General features: G+C 70.9%; 15 protein-coding genes. 8 read left to right on the top strand and 7 right to left on the bottom strand.

Features of this window, described 5'->3' with window-relative positions; all coding sequences use genetic code 11:
• Positions 1–5 precede the first annotated feature (5 nt).
• The 6 genes from iolD to ACQPZP_RS20950 form a co-directional block, all read right to left on the bottom strand.
• On the bottom strand, positions 6–1,886 hold the full coding sequence (iolD, locus tag ACQPZP_RS20975) for a 3D-(3,5/4)-trihydroxycyclohexane-1,2-dione acylhydrolase (decyclizing) (protein ID WP_433479289.1): 1,881 nt from the start codon (positions 1,884–1,886) through the stop codon (positions 6–8).
• Positions 1,883–2,740, bottom strand: a complete 858-nt coding sequence (iolB, locus tag ACQPZP_RS20970; RefSeq protein ID WP_433479288.1) for a 5-deoxy-glucuronate isomerase — start codon at positions 2,738–2,740, stop codon at positions 1,883–1,885. The genes iolD and iolB overlap by 4 nt, the downstream gene beginning before the upstream one ends.
• Positions 2,737–3,732 (bottom strand): 5-dehydro-2-deoxygluconokinase, encoded by a 996-nt coding sequence (gene iolC, locus ACQPZP_RS20965; RefSeq protein WP_433479287.1) that lies wholly within the window; start codon positions 3,730–3,732, stop codon positions 2,737–2,739. Before iolC ends, iolB begins: the two co-directional genes overlap by 4 nt.
• A 57-nt stretch (positions 3,733–3,789) precedes the next feature.
• Positions 3,790–4,809 (bottom strand): sugar ABC transporter substrate-binding protein, encoded by a 1,020-nt coding sequence (locus tag ACQPZP_RS20960; protein WP_433479286.1) that lies wholly within the window; start codon positions 4,807–4,809, stop codon positions 3,790–3,792.
• 76 nt (positions 4,810–4,885) lie between these two features.
• Positions 4,886–5,911 (bottom strand): sugar phosphate isomerase/epimerase family protein, encoded by a 1,026-nt coding sequence (locus tag ACQPZP_RS20955; RefSeq protein WP_433479285.1) that lies wholly within the window; start codon positions 5,909–5,911, stop codon positions 4,886–4,888.
• A gap of 70 nt (positions 5,912–5,981) precedes the next feature.
• Positions 5,982–7,145, bottom strand: coding sequence for a Gfo/Idh/MocA family protein (locus ACQPZP_RS20950; protein ID WP_433479284.1), 1,164 nt, complete (start codon positions 7,143–7,145; stop codon positions 5,982–5,984).
• Positions 7,146–7,483: 338 nt separating this feature from the next.
• Here ACQPZP_RS20950 and ACQPZP_RS20945 point away from each other — a divergent pair, with 338 nt between their 5' ends.
• The 6 genes from ACQPZP_RS20945 to ACQPZP_RS20920 all read left to right on the top strand — a co-directional run bounded on the left by ACQPZP_RS20945 (position 7,484) and on the right by ACQPZP_RS20920 (position 12,904).
• Entirely contained in the window at positions 7,484–8,461 is a 978-nt protein-coding gene (locus ACQPZP_RS20945; protein ID WP_433479283.1) for a LacI family DNA-binding transcriptional regulator, read from the top strand.
• Between the two features lie 293 nt (positions 8,462–8,754).
• Positions 8,755–9,711 (top strand): ABC transporter substrate-binding protein, encoded by a 957-nt coding sequence (locus ACQPZP_RS20940; protein ID WP_433479282.1) that lies wholly within the window; start codon positions 8,755–8,757, stop codon positions 9,709–9,711.
• Positions 9,708–10,526: an ABC transporter permease gene (locus ACQPZP_RS20935; protein ID WP_433479281.1), complete on the top strand. Its 819-nt coding sequence runs from the start codon at positions 9,708–9,710 to the stop codon at positions 10,524–10,526. Before ACQPZP_RS20940 ends, ACQPZP_RS20935 begins: the two co-directional genes overlap by 4 nt.
• Positions 10,523–11,305: an ABC transporter permease gene (locus ACQPZP_RS20930; protein WP_433479280.1), complete on the top strand. Its 783-nt coding sequence runs from the start codon at positions 10,523–10,525 to the stop codon at positions 11,303–11,305. The genes ACQPZP_RS20935 and ACQPZP_RS20930 overlap by 4 nt, the downstream gene beginning before the upstream one ends.
• A gap of 1 nt (position 11,306) precedes the next feature.
• Positions 11,307–12,140: an ABC transporter ATP-binding protein gene (locus ACQPZP_RS20925; protein ID WP_433479279.1), complete on the top strand. Its 834-nt coding sequence runs from the start codon at positions 11,307–11,309 to the stop codon at positions 12,138–12,140.
• 113 nt (positions 12,141–12,253) lie between these two features.
• Complete coding sequence (locus tag ACQPZP_RS20920) at positions 12,254–12,904, top strand: GntR family transcriptional regulator (protein ID WP_433479278.1); 651 nt, start codon at positions 12,254–12,256, stop codon at positions 12,902–12,904.
• Positions 12,905–12,917: 13 nt separating this feature from the next.
• Here ACQPZP_RS20920 and ACQPZP_RS20915 read toward each other — a convergent pair whose 3' ends face one another.
• Positions 12,918–13,376, bottom strand: a complete 459-nt coding sequence (locus tag ACQPZP_RS20915) for a hypothetical protein (RefSeq protein ID WP_433479277.1) — start codon at positions 13,374–13,376, stop codon at positions 12,918–12,920.
• A gap of 157 nt (positions 13,377–13,533) precedes the next feature.
• Here ACQPZP_RS20915 and ACQPZP_RS20910 point away from each other — a divergent pair, with 157 nt between their 5' ends.
• A complete protein-coding gene (locus ACQPZP_RS20910; protein WP_433479276.1) occupies positions 13,534–15,198 on the top strand; it encodes a sensor histidine kinase in 1,665 nt (554 codons plus the stop codon).
• Positions 15,195–15,869, top strand: coding sequence for a response regulator (locus ACQPZP_RS20905; protein ID WP_433479275.1), 675 nt, complete (start codon positions 15,195–15,197; stop codon positions 15,867–15,869). The genes ACQPZP_RS20910 and ACQPZP_RS20905 overlap by 4 nt, the downstream gene beginning before the upstream one ends.
• Positions 15,870–15,908 lie beyond the last annotated feature (39 nt).

Below are 15,908 nucleotides of genomic sequence, written 5' to 3'. Positions count from 1 at the left end.
TTTCCTTAGAGGTAGGGGCGCTGCGCCGACTTGGCGGCCTGGTAGTCCGCCCGCGCCTTGCGGGTGTGGTCGAGGGCGGAGACCTCCGCGACCGGAACGTCCCACCAGCCCTCCGAGGAGGGGACGGGCGCGAGCGGGTCGGTCTCGACGTGCACGACGGTCGTCCGCTCGGAGGCCTTGGCCCGCCGCAGCGCCGCGCGGAACTCCTCGACCGTCCCCGCGTGCAGGACCTCGGCGCCGAGGCTCGCGGCGTTCGCCGCGAGATCCACCGGGAGGATCCCGCCGTCGAGCAGGCCGGTCTCGGCGTTGCGGTAGCGGTAGGCGGTGCCGAACCTGTCGGCGCCGACGGTCTCCGACAGCGCGCCGATGGAGGCGAAGCCGTGGTTCTGGACGAGGACGATGGTGAGCTTGAGGTGTTCGGCGATCGCCGTGACGATCTCCGTGGCCATCATCAGATACGAGCCGTCGCCCACCAGCACGAACACCTCGCGGGAAGGGTCGGCCATCTTCGCGCCGAGCCCGCCGGCGATCTCGTAGCCCATGCAGGAGTAGCCGTACTCGACGTGGTACTGCTTGGGGTCGCGGGCGCGCCACAGCATCTGCAGGTCGCCGGGCATGCTCCCGGCCGCCTGGACGACGACGTCGCGGGCGCCGGACTCCTCGTTGAGGACGCCGAGGATCTCGGTCTGAGCGGGCAGCGGCGTGTGGCCGAGATGGTAGGCGCCGTCGACGACCCGCGCCCATCCGGCGGCCAGCTCGCGCGCCCGCGCCGTGTACGCCTCGTCCACACGGTGGCCCCTCAGCGCCTCGGTGAGCGCGTCCAGTCCGGCCCGCGCGTCGGCGACCAGGGGGATGCTCGCGTGCTTGACCGCGTCGAAGGAGGTGATGTTGAGGTTGACGAACCGAACGCCGGGGTCCTGGAAGGCGGTCCGTGACGCCGTGGTGAAGTCGCTGTAGCGGGTGCCGACGCCGAGCACCACATCGGCCTCCCGGGCGAGGGCGTTGGCGGCGGCCGAGCCGGTCGCGCCGAGCCCGCCCACGGCGCACGGGTGATCCCAGTCCAGCGCGCCCTTCCCCGCCTGCGTGTCGGCGACCGGGATGCCGGTCGCCTCGGCGAAGCGGCGCAGCGCCCCGGTGGCCCGGCTGTAGATCGCTCCCCCGCCCGCGACGATCAGCGGCCTGCGGGCCGACCGCAGCGCCTCGGCCGCCCGCGCCAGCGCGGCGGGCTCCGGAACGGGCCGCGGCACGTGCCAGACCCGCCTGCGGAACAGCTCGTCCGGCCAGTCGAAGGCCTCCGCCTGGACGTCCTGCGGCAGCGCCAGGGTCACCGCACCTGTCTCGGCCGCGTCGGTGAGCACGCGCATCGCGGCCAGCAGCGCCGAGGGAAGCTGTTCGGGACGGTTGATCCGGTCGAAGAACCGCGACACCGGCCGGAAGGCGTCGTTGACCGACACGTCGTAGGACCGCGGGTCCTCCAGCTCCTGCAGCACCGGGCCGGCGACGCGGGTGGCGAAGATGTCGCCGGGCAGCAGCAGGACGGGGATCCGGTTGATCGTGGCCAGGGCGGCACCGGTCACCATGTTGGTCGCGCCCGGCCCGATCGAGGACGTGCAGGCGAAGGTCTGCAGCCGGTCCTTCATCCGCGCGTAGCCCACCGAGGCGTGCACCATGGCCTGCTCGTTGCGGGCCATGTAGTACGGGAGTCCGTCCCCGCCCGCCGCTCCGCCGGTCTCGTGCGCCTCCAGCAGCGCCTGCCCGAGCCCTGCCACGTTGCCGTGCCCGAAGATCCCGAAGCAGCCGGCGAACAGGCGCTGCTCCTCGCCGTCGCGCTCGGTCCACTGACGGCCGAGGAAGCGGACGATCGCCTGGGCGACGGTGAGTCTCATGTTGCCTTCTCCATCGTGGAGGTGAGCGGAAGCCGGGGGTCGGCCGGACGGCCCGCCCACGTCGCGCGCACCCCTGCGTGGGCGGGGTCGTCGCAGATGAGCCAGGCCCTCTCGGGCGACGGCCCGGCCATGACGTTGAGGTAGTAGAGGTCGTAGCCCGGCGCGGCCATCGACGGTCCGTGCCAGCCATGCGGGACGAGCACCACGTCGCCGCCGCGCACCTCGGCGAGAACCTCGACCGGACGCTCGTCCGTGCCGTACACCCGCTGGTAGGCAAGGCCGGACGGGCCGGAGACCTCGAAGTAGTAGATCTCCTCCAGAACGCACTCGCCGGGACGGTCCTCGTCGTGCTTGTGCGGCGGATACGACGACCAGCACCCGCCCGGGGTGAGCACCTCGCAGGCGATCAGCCGGTCCGCCTCGAACGCCTCGGGGGTGCAGAGGTTGTTGACCTGGCGGCTGGCCGGACCCGCGCCGCGCAGCTCGACCGGGACGTCCCCGGCGGGGCCGTACCGCGGGGTCAGCCGGTTCTCGCAGCGGGCGGCGGGCAGGGCGAACCTGCCCGTCCCGGTCACGGTCACCTCGGAATCACGCGGGACGTACACGAAGTCGGTGACGCGGGAGAACACGCTCCGCCTGCCCTGGACATCGAACGAACGGCCGTCACAGGTGACCCGGCAGGAGCCCGACAGCGGCAGCACCAGCATCTCGAACTCGCCGGTGCCGAAGGTGTGGCCGGAGCCGGAGAGTTCCAGGACACGCAGGCCGGAGCGGTCCCAGCCGGCGACCTCCGGGGTCACCACCAGGCCGAACGGCCCATCGGCCGTGCTCCCGGCGGGGAGGTGGTGCTTCACTCGTCCTCCTGAAGCCCAAGGAACTCGTGTACTTCGGCCGGGGTCGGCATCGCGTCCGAGCACGCCAGCCGCGTGGCGACGATCGCGCCCGCCGCGTTGGCGAAGCGCACTACTCGCTCGGTGTCCCATCCGGCGAGCAGCCCATGGCACAGCGCCCCGCCGAACGCGTCTCCGGCGCCGAGCCCGTTGACGACCTCCACCGGGACCGGCGGCACCTCCACAGCGCCGGAGTCGTCCATCGCAAGGACGCCCTTGGGTCCCTGTTTGACGACGGCCAGCGTCACGCCACGGTCGCGCAGGGCTCGCGCGGCGGCGTACGGTTCCCGCTCCCCCACGGCGACCTCGCACTCATCGAGGTTGCCGACCGCCACCGTCGCGTGCTCCAGGGCCCTGGCGACCCACGAACGCGCGTTCTCCCGGGACGGCCAGAACATCGGCCGGTAGTCCAGGTCCAGCACCGTGAGAGGCCTGCGACCGCGGGCTTCCAGCGCGCCAAGGGTCGCCTGCCGGCTCGGTTCCTCCGACAGCCCGGTCACCGTTGCCCAGAAGACCCCGGCGCTGGCGATCGCGTCCACGTCGAGTTCGTCCGCACGGATCTCCATGTCCGGCGCCTTGGGAAACCGGTAGAAGTACAGCGGGAAGTCGTCGGGCGGGAACAGCTCGCAGAACGTCACCGGTGTTGGCAGATCCGGCACGGCGCTGACAAAGCGGTCGTCGACGCCGTAGTCCTTGAGCGCCTTGTGCACGAAACGTCCGAACGGGTCGTCACCCGTGCGGGTGATCACGGCGGGGCGGCGTCCGTGCCGCGCGGCGGCCACCGCGACGTTGGTGGGACTGCCGCCCAGGTACTTGGCGAAGGTCTCCACGTCCTCCAGGGCGACGCCCTTTTGCCGCGGATAGACGTCCACGCCGACCCGCCCCATGGTCACCACGTCGAAACCGTCGATCGCACTGGTTCCCGCGTCGGCAGAGCTCTCGGCTCCGGTCCTCATCTCATCCCTTCCAGCGTGTGGGGCCCCTCTGGCGCGGGGCCCCACGGGCGCGCTGCGCTATCGAGTGCCCGCAGACGCGAACTTGGCGACCTGCGCGAGGTTGCTCTGGTCGATGAAGGACGGGCCGGTGAGCGTGGTCTGGCCGCCGCCGATGACGTTGCCGTTGGCCTTGTACAGCCACAGGGAGTCGATCGCCAGGTATCCCTGCAGGTAGGGCTGCTGGTCGATCGCCCACTGGACGTCCTTGTCCTGCAGCGCCTTGACGAGTTGGGAGTTGGTGTCGAAGGTGGCGACCTTCGCCTTGCTGCCGCTGTCCTTGACCGACTGGACGGCCGTCAGGGCGATGGGCGCCCCGAGGGTGATCACGTGGTCGATGCTCTTGTCCGTCTGGAGCTTGGCGGTGATGGTGGACTTCACCGACGGCATGTTGGTGCCGGTCACGTAGAGCTTCTCGGTCGTCCCGGAAAAGCCCTTCTGAACACCGGCGCAGCGGGCCTCCAGCTGCACCTGCCCCTGTTCCTGCACGACGCACAGGACCTTCTTGGCGCCTTCGGCGCTCAGCCGCTTGCCGGCGGCCTCACCGGACACGGTCTCGTCCTGGCCGAAGAACATCAGCGCGCCGGACTTCTGCCAGTCGTCGACTCCGGCGTTGAACGCCACCACCGGGATGCCCGCGGCCACGGCCTTCTTGACCGCGGGGTTCAGCGCGCCGGGGTTGGGCAGGGTCACCGCGATCGCGTCGACCTTGCTGTCTATGGCGTTCTGGATCAGGGTGGCCTGCTTGCCCGGGTCGACGTCGTTGGTGTACTGGAACTGGACGTTGTCCTTGGCGGCGGCGGCCTGGGCGCCCTTCCGGATGATGTCCCAGAAGGTGTCGCCGGACGGCGCGTGCGTGATCATCGTGATCTTCATGCGCGGGGTGTCGGCCTTTCCCGCCGCGACCCCGGTCGCCTCTTCCCGTGCCTGCTTACCGCCGGTGCTGCTGCACGCGGACAGGGCCAGCGCCGTGACGAGCACGGCGCCGGCGGCGCGTCTGCCCGTTCTGAACCTCGCCGGTGTTCTTGTTGCCTTGCGCATTGCGCCTCCTACTTCCGCCCGCCCCGGCCGCGACTGCCCGGCCGGTGACGTGGTCCTCGTTTCCCGGGCCGTCCGGTCACAGGCCGGCGGCCTCGGCCGCGCCGGTCAGGGCCTCCGCCGCTAGGCGCAGCCCCTCGACCTGGTCGAACTCCTCGTCCTCGTGCTCGATGTTGACCGCCATGTCCGGGTCGACGTCGTGCAGCGCCCGCAGGAACCGGCTCCAGAAGTCCCGGCCGTGCCCCCGGCCCACGGCCACGAACTCCCAGGACGGCGTCTCCGGCCACCGGGTCACCGTGTAGCGGCCGCCGATCCCCAGCGGGTTCTCCGTGGCGGGAATCCGCGTGAACCGGTCGTCCAGGACGCCGTTGACGCGGCAGTTCTCATTGATTCGGGTGTCTTTGGCGGCGGCGTGGAAGACCAGCGGGCCGAGGTGCTCGACGGCCGCGATCGGGTCGATGCCCTGCCAGAACAGGTGACTGGGATCCATCTCGGCGCCGACGTGGGTCGCACCGGCCTCGGCCACCAGCCGTTCCAGGGTCGCCGGGTTGAACACCAGGTTATGCGGGTGCATCTCGATGCAAACCTTGACTCCGGCGTCCCGCGCCCGGGCGTCGATCTCCTTCCAGAAGGGGATCGCCACCTCGTTCCACTGGTACTCCAGCACGTCGAGGTAGGCGCTGTCCCACGGGATCACGGCCCACGACGGCGCGGTGCCCCCGGCGTGGGCGGCGGGCTGGCCCGACATCGCCACGATCCGGCGCACTCCGAGCAGCCCGGCCGTGGTGATCGCCTCCCGCAGGTCGTCCGCGTGCCTGGGCCCGACCTCCGGATCGGGGTGCAGCGGGTTGCCGTTGACGTTCAGGCCGGTCAGCGCGATGTCCGCGTCCTCGAAAAGCCCCAGGTAGTCGTCCCGCGCCGCCGCGCTCTCGCGGATCCGCGCGGCCGGGATATGGGGTGAGGGGCGGAATCCGCCCGCGTTGATCTCGGCGCCGGTCAGCCCGAGCTCGTGAAGGAGCTTCAGGGCCTGCGGCAGCGGCTTGTCGTCCAGGCACGCGGTATAGGCGCCCAGCTTCATGGTGCTTGCCTCCGTGTCGGTGGTCATGGGACAGGCGCGTGCCTGCCAGGGGACGTGATCGGTTTCGGGCGGCGTTCCGCCCGGACGGGGACGGATCTCAGCCGGGGAGCGCGCCGCCATCTGGGCCGGCGGATTCCACAACGGCGTCGAGCAGTTCCAGGTTGTGCAGGCCGGCGGCGAAGCCGGCGCAGGGCGGCAGCCCGTCCACTCCGGCGATCTGCTCCAGGAACGCGCGCGCCTGATAGGTGAAGAAGTCGTTGACCCCGTGGGACACGCCCGGGAAGTCCATGGCCAGCCCGCCGGCGATGTACGGGTGCTCAGGGCCCACCAGGACCCTGCGGTGGCCCCCGGCCGCCGAGTCGGACACCGTGAACTCGGCCGGGCGGGACACGTCGAACGCGGCCGACCCGCCGGCGCAGAAGAGTTCGAAGCCCAGCGCGTTCGGCAGCGCGTGCGCGACCCGGGACACCGAGAACGTGCCGACGGCGCCGCCGGCGAACGTCGCGGTGAACGTGGCCACGTCCTCGTTCTCCACCGGCTCGCGCCGGTCGCTCAGCTCCACGCCGCCCGCGTGGCCGATCGCGGTGCCGAGCGGAACGGGGCGATCGGATATCACCGTGGACAGGACGGCGCCGTTGACCGACTCCACCGGACCGCAGAGGAACTCGGCCAGGTCGACGAGGTGGCTGCCCACGTCGGCGAGGATGCCCGACCCGGGCCCGCCCTTGTAGCGCCAGCTCATCGGCGCGCCGGCGGCGGAGCCGTAATCGCACCAGTAGTGGCCGTTGAAGTGCAGCGGGCGGCCGAGCTCCCCGGCGGCCACCCGCTCCCGGATCGCGCCGATCGCCGGGGACCTGCGGAAGCTGAACCCGACGGCGGCGACCCGGCCGGACCTCTCGGCGGCCTTCACCATCGCCCGCGCGTCCTCGACGCTCGGTGCCAGCGGCTTCTCGCAGAGCACGTGCTTGCCCGCCGCCAGCAGCTCCTCGACGATCTCCCGGTGCAGCGTGTTGGCCACCACGACGCTCACCGCGTCGATATCGGGCGCCGCGGCGATCGCCTGCCAGCCGGTCTCCGCGCGCTCGTAGCCGTATCGCCGCGCGGCGTCCGCGCCGAGGTCCTCGTTGACGTCGGCGATGGCGACCAGCCGGACCTCGGGCAGTCCCGCGGCGAACACGGTCGACGCGGACCGGTATCCCTGGGCGTGCGCGCGGCCCGCCATGCCGGCACCGATGACCGCGACCCCGATCGACGATTTCACAGCGTTCTCCTTACACGAATCGGCCACGCGCCTTACGACGGTCCTCGACTATCGCCGGCATTTGTCGGCACACCATCGAAACAGCCCTCTGACGTGCGAGAATGATCGACAGTGATGTGCGTCACCGGCTCTTGGGTCCTTGAAACTAGACCGGTCTAGGTGGCCCGTCAAGAGGCAACCTAGACCGGTCTAGGAGAAATCGATTTCCGATGCCGGCCGTGCTACTGTCGGCACTGCGACAGGAGAATGAGATTCGGCAGGGAGAGAAGCTGGACGCGACAGGACCCGACACCCCCCAGGTCGCCGCGAACGCGTCAGAGCCGGCCAGGCGCCCGACGATGCGGGATGTGGCCGCCAGGGCCGGGGTGTCCAAGGCGCTGGTCTCGCTGGTGTTCCGCAACGCACCCGGCGCGAGTGCTCCGACACGGGCCCGCGTCCTTGAGGCGGCCGCCGAGCTGGGCTACCGGCACAACCGGACGGCGAGCATGCTCGCGCGCCGCCGCACGCATCTGCTCGGCGTCACGATGACGCTGCGCAGCGCCTTCCACGCCGAACTGGTCGAGGACCTCCAGGAGGCCGCCGACGAGTTCGGCTATGAGCTGGCCTTGGGGACCGTGACCCGCACCCATGACGAGCGCCGGGCCATCGAGAAGCTCCTGGAGTTCCGCTGCGAAGGCCTCGTCCTGATCGGCGCCGAACTCCCGGCACCGAGACTGGCCGCCCTCGGGAAGCAGCTGCCGGTGGTCGCGGTGGGGCGCCGCATCGCTTCGCCGGACCTGGACGTGGTGCGGACGGCCGACGACCAGGGAGTGGGCCAGGTGGTCGACCACCTGGCCGAGCTGGGGCACCGTACGATCGCGCACCTGGACGGCGGCGCCGGAACGATTGCGTCCGACCGTCGCCGCGGCTACCGGACCGCCATGCGCCGCAACGGCCTGGACGACCACGTGCGGATCATCGCCGGCGACTACACCGAGGAGGCGGGAATGGCCGCCGCCCGCACCCTGCTCGACGGGCCCGGCCTGCCCACCGCCGTGGTCGCCGTGAACGACCGCTCGGCCGTCGGCCTGCTCGACAGCCTCGCGCGCGGCGGCGTGGACGTCCCGAAGGCCGTGTCCATCGCGGGATACGACGACAGCACGCTGTCGCGACTCGCCCACGTGAACCTCACCACCGTCGGCCAGCAGCCCCTCGACCAGGCACGACACGCCGTGCGGGCCATGGTCGAACGACTGGACGAAGGCCGCACCGCACGCCGCGACGTGGTCCTGACACCACGGCTCGTGGTACGCGGGACCACGAGCGTCCCCCGCTGACGATCACCGCCGCGGTCCGCACAGGCGGGCCCTCGATGCGGGATGCGCGCAAGCTCCGGGGCGGGCTCAGCCAGGATCCTGGGCGCCACCACGATTCTCGAGAACTGTCAACAATTTGGCGTGCAATCTAGGACCTACTTTGGCGACCAAATCGTTGACAATCTCGTCGGCGAATTCGTAGCATCTGCTTCACGCCAGCGGCGCCTTCGGGGGGACGGCCGCACCCGGTCCGGTCCGTGACAAGTGCTGACGTCAACCGTCCCGCCCCTCGACCGACGTCCTGGAGAAGCACCGTGATCAGAATCCGCGCGGCCCTGGCCGCGGCCGCGTCCGCCCTCCTTCTCGCCGCCTGCGGAGGTGGAGGGGGCTCGGACGCCTCCGGTGACGGCCCCACGCCGGTGAAGGTCAGCGTCATCCCGATCGTGGACGTGGCGCCGATCTACCTCGGAGACCGGCAGGGCTTCTTCGCCGAGCAGGGGCTGAAGCTGGAACTCGTCTCCGCCCAGGGCGGCGCCGCCATCGTGCCCGCCGTCGTCAGCGGTCAGGTCGACTTCGGGTTCAGCAACTACACGTCGCTGATCATCGCCAAGTCCAAGGGACTGCCGCTCAAGGTCGTCGCGCCGGGCGCCGGTTCGACCGGAGTCAGGGGCAAGGACTTCGGAGGGGTGGTCGTCAAGTCCGGCAGCCCGATCAGGTCCGCAAGGGATCTCGCCGGAAAGCGGGTCGCGGTCAACACCCTGAACAACATCAACGACACCACGGTCCGGGCCTCGATCCGGGCAGCCGGCGGGGACGCCGAGAACGTCAGGTTCACAGAACTGGCCTTCCCGGACATGCTCGCCGCACTCGACAAGGGGAACGTCGACGCGGTCCAGGTCGTCGAGCCGTTCCTGGCGACCGCGCTGAAGAGCGGCGGAAGGCTGGTCGCGTCCAACTACGTGGACACCGCTCCGGACCTCACCGTCGCCGGTTATTTCACATCAGAAAAGACCGCCGCCGCCAAGCCGGAACTGGTCAAGAGGTTCACGGCGGCGATGCAGAAGTCCCTGAAGTACGCCACCGGCAACCCGGACGCGGTGCGCAAGATCCTCGGCACCTACACCAAGATCGACCCGTCGCTGACCGGCTCGCTCACGCTTCCGACCTACCCCGCGCAGGTGAACCGTGCTTCGCTGCAGACCCTCTCGACCCTGGCCGTGCAGGACGGGCTGATCACGAAAGCCCCCGACGTCGGCGAGCTCCTTCCGTGACGGCGGACGCGGCCGGGAGCGGCCGGGATGGGCGACGTCGCCGCCCTGTCCCCGCGTGGGTCCTCGGCCTCGCGGGCCTGGGCTGCGTGATGGCGGTGGCGGAGGCGGTGCCTCGCGCGGGGCTGGTGAACGAGCGTTTCCTGCCACCGTTCAGCGAGATGGTCTCGGCGCTGGCCGAGCAGGCCGGGACCTCGGCGTTCTGGCTGTCGTTGCTGGAGACGCTGCGCGGCTGGGTGATCGGCCTGGGGATCGCGATGCTCGCGGGCGTCGTGCTGGGCCTGCTGATCGGCGGTGTCCCGATCGTGCGGGCGGCGATGTCCTCGACGATCGAGTTCCTGCGCCCGATCCCGTCGGTGGCGCTGATCCCGCTGGCCGTGCTGCTGTACGGCACCGAGATGCGTTCGACGCTTCTGCTGGTCGTCTACGCCTCCTTCTGGCAGGTCCTGATGCAGGTCCTGGACGGCGTGCGGGACGTGGATCCGGTGGCCCGGGAGACCGCCCGGTCCTACCGGTTCCGTCCGCTGTCCCGGGTGCGGACGGTGGTCTGGCCGACCGCGCTGCCGTACGTGGTGACCGGGTTCCGGCTGGGCGCGGCGGTCGCGCTGATCCTGGAGATCACCGGTGAGCTCGTCATCGGCTCGCCGGGGCTGGGCAGGCAGATCGCGGTCGCGCAGAGCTCCGGCGCCGTGGCGTCGATGTACGCGCTGGTCATCGTGGTCGGCCTGATCGGCGTGGTCGTCAACCTGCTCGCCCGGGCCACCGAGCGCCGCGCCCTGCGGTGGCACCCGTCGATCCGCCGGGAGGTGTTCTCGTGAACGTCCCGGGCTTCCTGCGCAGGGTCCTGCTGCTCGTGACGGTGCCGGCGTCGCTGGTCGCGGCATGGTGGGCGGCGACGGAGAACAGCACCGACTTCTTCTGGCCTCCGCTGAGCCGGATCCTCGGCACGTTCGGCGACACCTGGTTCCACGGGCGGCTCACCAGCGACGTGCTGCCCAGCCTGGCCCGCCTGTCCGCGGGCTACGTCCTGGCCCTGATCCTGGGGGTCGGGCTCGGAGTCGCGATCGGCTCGGTGCGCGTCCTCCGGGCCTTCCTGGAACCGGTGCTGGAGTTCTTCCGCGCGATCCCGTCCCCGGTGCTGGTACCGGTCCTGATGCTGTTCGCCGGCATCGGCAACGGGATGAAGATCCTGGTGATCGTCTCCGGATGCGTCTGGCCGATCCTGCTGAACACGGTGGAAGGCGTGCGCGCGTTGGACGAGGTGCTGCGCGACACCTCCCGTTGCTACCGGATGCGTCCGCACTCCCGGCTCGTCCATCTGGTGCTGCGGGGCGCGAGCCCGCAGATCGCCGCCGGCGCGCGGCAGGCGCTGTCCATCGGGATCATCCTCATGGTGATCAGCGAGATGTTCGCCGCGAGCAACGGGGTGGGCTTCACGATCATCCAGTTCCAGCGCGGCTTCTCGATCCCGCAGATGTGGACCGGGATCATCCTGCTCGGGCTCATCGGCATCGTCCTGTCGGCCGTCTTCCAGCTCGTGGAGACCCGAGCACTGAGCTGGTACACCGGCCTGCGCCGGTCGCAGCGGGAGAGTTGAGATGACCACCACGCCCCTCGGCGCGACGAGCCCGGACACCTCTACGGCGCTCCTGGACGTCCGCAGGTTGAGAAAGGTCTACGAAGGCAGGGGACGCGGCGTCGAAGCGGTCCGCGACCTGACCTTCGCCGTCGGAACGGGGGAACTGGTCTGCATCGTCGGGCCCTCCGGCGCGGGCAAGACCACCCTGTTGAGATGCGTCGCCGGGCTCCTGAACTGCACGTCCGGCGAGGTGGTGCTCGAAGGGCGGAGGGTGACGAGCCCTCCCCCGGGCATGGCCGTGGTCTTCCAGGAGTACGGCCGCAGCCTGTTCCCCTGGATGACGGTGCGCCAGAACGTCGAACGCCCGCTGAAGGAGAAGCGGGTCCCGAAGGCGGAGCGGCGGCGGCTCGTGCGGGAGGCCCTGGACGCCGTCGGGTTGGCCGAGGTCGGCGACGCCCACCCCTGGCAGCTGTCGGGAGGCATGCAGCAGCGCGTGGCCATCGCCCGGGCGGTCGCCTACGAGCCGCACATCCTGCTGATGGACGAACCCTTCGCCGCGGTCGACGCCCAGACGCGCGCCGATCTCGAAGACCTCGTCCGGGCGCTTTGGACGCGCCTCGGGGTCACCGTCCTCTTCGTCACCCACGACATTGACGAATCGGTGTATCTCGGGCAGCGCGTCATCGTCCTGTCGAACTCGCCGACGGTCGTCTTGGAGGAGGTCGCCATCGACCTGCCGGTCGAGCGCGACCAGCTCACCACCCGCTCCGACCCCCGTTTCGCCGAGCTGCGAGCCCGGATCTACCGGCTCGTCCAGCAGGCCAAGGGAGGCCGCCGGCCGGCGGACGGGTAAGGTGCCCGCCCGGCGAGGCGGACCCCTAGAATCGATCACCGGTTGGGATCGCCGACGATCCGCGTGGCGACGAGAGGGGCGTGCGCCCGGCGCAGGCCCGCGAGCGAGGGAACATGCCAGCGCACGACCAGACGACGGACGCCCCCGGGAGCCGGGACGTCGCCGACGCGATCCGCGAGGCGATCGCCCGCGGGGACTTCGCGCCCAACCAGCGTCTGGTCGAGGCGGACCTGTCCGAGCAGTTCGGCGCCAGCCGCAGCGGCGTGCGCGCGGCGCTGTTCGAGCTGACCAACGAGGGCCTGGTCGAACGCGTCCAGCACCGGGGCGCACGCGTCCGCGCGGTGACCCTGGAGGAGGCGATCGAGATCTCCGAGGTCCGCATGGCCGTCGAGGGCCTGTGCGCGGCCAAGGCCGCCGAGCTCATCACCGACCAGGAGATCGCCGAGCTGCGCTCCCTGGGCGACTCCATGCGGGCCGCGGTCGCCCAGGGGCACGTTCTGGAGTACTCCGAGCTGAACAAGACGCTTCACCAGCGCATCGTCGACATCAGCGGCCAGGCGACCGCCGCCGGCGTGCTGCGGCGGCTGCGGGCACAGAACGTCCGGCACCAGTTCCAGCTGGCCCTGGTCCCCGGCCGCCCGAACGTGTCGCTGGCCGAGCACCTGGCCATCATCGACGAGATCTGCGCGCACGCCCCCGAGGCGGCCGAACGGGCGGCGCGCCGGCACCTCGTCAGCGTCATCAACGCGCTCAAGGCGGTCTGAGGGCTCCGGCCCGTCACCCGAGTTCGGCGCGCGCGGCGTGCAGGAAGGCGTTTCTCGGCCCTTCGAGCTGCTCGGTGAAAGCCCACCGCGCCGTGGAGTCGTCCGGGTCGAAGTCCCGGTTCATCGCCGCGTTCAGAGCGCGCGCGTTCTCCTGCGCCAGGTCGCCGAGGGACGGCCCGAACATCAGCTTGATCATGCTCCGCCGGATCCAGACCGCGTCCATGGCGTCCTCGGACCTGGCCCACCAGGCGTCGGTGTCCTCCTTCTCGCCGGCCGTGCGCTCGGCTCGCTGGACCGCCTCGATGAACTCGCGCAGCACCGCGAGCCGCTCGGTCCGCCGCCGGTCCGCCAGTTCGTTCGCCTGATGGCGGACGGCCTGCCGCTGGGCGGTGAACTGCCCCAGATAAGACAGGCCACCGCCCAGCCCCACACCGATCAAAGAGGTGACGGACACCAATATCTCTAGCCGCATGAAGCATCTTTACCACCGGCGTCACTCCAGCAGCACGGACACGAGGGTGGCGCCTGGTGGCGGCGATCTCGGGATCGACCGCGGCACCCGAACCCCAGCATCGCGACGATGTCGCCGCACCGTTCGCGCACCTGGCGGGCTCGCCCTGGCGCTCCTCGTGTCCACGGCCGTCCTCAACACCGGCGCGCTGCGCCTCGGGCTGCTCAACTTCCCGGTCATCAAGCCGTCCGACTTCCCGCCCACATCGGTGGTGGGCTACGGCTTCGGCTACGCCGCGGTCGTCGCGATCGCGATATCTCTTGACCTCTCAAGCGGCAGCGGTCCGGCTCGCTCGCATCGCGGCGAGGTGTTCGCGGGGGGCGTCCGGGGTCCGGCGTACGCTGGGGGCACCATGAGGAGGCCGTCGGACGGCGCGCTGAGCGGCCGGAGGTTGATCGCCGGGTGGGCGCTGGCGCTGGCGGGCCCACCCCTGCTGACCTTGCTGCTCGCGCCGGTGCGCAGTCAGATCGGCCTCGCGTCCACGCTCCTGCTGTTCCTGACGTTCACCGTCCTCGTCGCGGTCGTGGGCGGGCTCGGGCCGGCGTTGCTGGCCGCGGTCGCCGGGAACCTTCTGACGAACTGGTTCTTCACCCCGCCGTACTACACGTTGAACATCGCCGACTTCGAGCATGTCCTGGCCTTGGTGCTCTGGGTGGTGGTGGCCGTCGCGGTGTCGCTGGTGGTGGATCTGTCGGAGCGGCGGCGGCGTTGGGCCTCCCAGTCCGGGGCGGAGTCGGTGACGTTGAGCCGGCTGTCCACGACGGTCCTGCGTGGTGAGGACACCCTGCCGGACCTGCTGCGGCAGGCTCGGGAGACGTTCGCGCTGTCGTCGGTGAGCCTGCTGGAAGGGACGGGGCACGGCTGGTCGGTGGTGGGGTTCTCAGGTGAGGACCACTGCACCGATCCGGGAAAGGCGGACATGCTGCTCCCGGTCACGGACGAACTGCTGCTGGCGGTGCGGGGCCGGGTACTGCCGGACACGGATCGGCGGGTGCTGTCGGCGTTCGCCCATCAGGCCGCGGCGGCGGCGGACCGGCAGCGGCTTCAGGCCGAGGCCACCCGCGCCCGCGAGCTCGCCGAGACCGACAAGGTGCGGACGGCGCTGCTGGCGGCGGTCTCCCATGACCTGCGGACCCCGCTGGCGTCGGTGAAGGCGAGCGTGAGCAGCCTGCGCCAGGACGACGTCGACTGGGATCCGGAAGACCGCGCGGAACTGCTCGCCACGATCGAGGAGTCCGCCGACCGGCTGAACCGGCTGATCGCGAACCTGCTGGACATGACCCGGTTGCAGACCGGCGCGGTCGCCCCGCTCACCCGTCCGGCGGCGGTGGACGAGATCGTCCCGTTCGCGCTCGCCGGGGTGCCGGATGCGCGGGTCGAGGCGGACGTGCCCGAGACGCTGCCGCAGGTGCTCGTAGATCCGGGTCTGCTGGAACAGGCGATCGCAAATGTGGTGGAGAACGCCGTAAGGTACAGCGCGGGCCGGGTCCTGGTGGCGGCCAGTGAACTGCGCTTCGGTGTCGAGCGGGACCACATCGAGATCCACGTCGTCGATCACGGGCCTGGTGTTCCGGACCACGACAAAGACCGCATCTTCGGTTCCTTCCAGCGGCTCGGCGACGCTCCGCAGGGCACCGGCGTCGGGCTGGGCCTGGCGGTCGCCCGCGGCTTCACCGAGGCGATGGGCGGGACGCTGGCCGCGCGCGACACTCCCGGCGGAGGGCTGACCATGGTGTTCGCGTTGCCGATAGCGCAGGACGGGCCGAACGTGGAGGACCGATGACGCTGGTGCTCGTGGTCGAGGACGAGCCGCAGATGGTCCGGACGCTGCGGATCAACCTGAAGGTCCGCGGATACGAGGTCCTGGCCGCCCCCGACGGGAGGGCTGCCCTCGACCTCGCCGCGCGACGCCGTCCGGACGTGGTGATCCTCGACCTCGGCCTGCCCGACATGGACGGCACCGAGGTGATCCGCGGTCTGCGCGGCTGGCTCAGCGCGCCGATCATCGTGCTGTCGGCGCGGCACGCCTCGACCGACAAGGTCGCCGCGCTCGACGCGGGGGCGGACGACTATGTGACCAAACCTTTCGGGATGGACGAGCTGCTGGCCCGGCTCCGGGCGGCGATCCGGCGGGCCGCCCCGGTCGAGGAGGGCGTCGTGGTCAGCACCGACGCGTTCACCGTCGACCTCGCCGCCAAGCGGGTCGTCCGGGAGGGCGCCGACGTCCGGCTGACCCCGACCGAATGGCATGTCCTGGAGCTGCTGGTGCGCCATTCCGGCCGCCTCATCAGCCAGCGGCAGCTGCTGCGCGAGGTGTGGGGGCCGTCCTACGAGACGGAGACGAACTACCTGCGCGTCTACCTCGCCCAGCTCCGGCGCAAGCTCGAACCGGATCCGTCCAGGCCCAGGCACCTGATCACCGAGCCCGGGATGGGGTACCGCTTCGAGCCGTGACCGGCCCGGCGCTAAGAACGCGTCAAGATCCAGGGCGGG

This window comes from Spirillospora sp. CA-142024 (assembly GCF_050942325.1).
Lineage (GTDB): Bacteria > Actinomycetota > Actinomycetes > Streptosporangiales > Streptosporangiaceae > Spirillospora.
The sequence above is the reverse complement of the archived record's forward strand: the minus strand, read 5'-3'. Positions and strand labels throughout refer to the sequence as shown.

Bases quoted from the DNA above. Each gene is read 5' to 3' on its own strand.
- ACQPZP_RS20925 (WP_433479279.1), top strand. From the start codon at position 11,307: ATGACCACCACGCCCCTCGGCGCGACGAGCCCGGACACCTCTACGGCG.
- iolC (WP_433479287.1), bottom strand. From the start codon at position 3,732: ATGAGGACCGGAGCCGAGAGCTCTGCCGACGCGGGAACCAGTGCGATC.
- ACQPZP_RS20920 (WP_433479278.1), top strand. From the start codon at position 12,254: ATGCCAGCGCACGACCAGACGACGGACGCCCCCGGGAGCCGGGACGTC.
- ACQPZP_RS20915 (WP_433479277.1), bottom strand. From the start codon at position 13,376: ATGCGGCTAGAGATATTGGTGTCCGTCACCTCTTTGATCGGTGTGGGG.
- iolD (WP_433479289.1), bottom strand. From the start codon at position 1,886: ATGAGACTCACCGTCGCCCAGGCGATCGTCCGCTTCCTCGGCCGTCAG.
- ACQPZP_RS20960 (WP_433479286.1), bottom strand. From the start codon at position 4,809: ATGCGCAAGGCAACAAGAACACCGGCGAGGTTCAGAACGGGCAGACGC.
- ACQPZP_RS20945 (WP_433479283.1), top strand. From the start codon at position 7,484: ATGCGGGATGTGGCCGCCAGGGCCGGGGTGTCCAAGGCGCTGGTCTCG.
- ACQPZP_RS20905 (WP_433479275.1), top strand. From the start codon at position 15,195: ATGACGCTGGTGCTCGTGGTCGAGGACGAGCCGCAGATGGTCCGGACG.
- ACQPZP_RS20955 (WP_433479285.1), bottom strand. From the start codon at position 5,911: ATGACCACCGACACGGAGGCAAGCACCATGAAGCTGGGCGCCTATACC.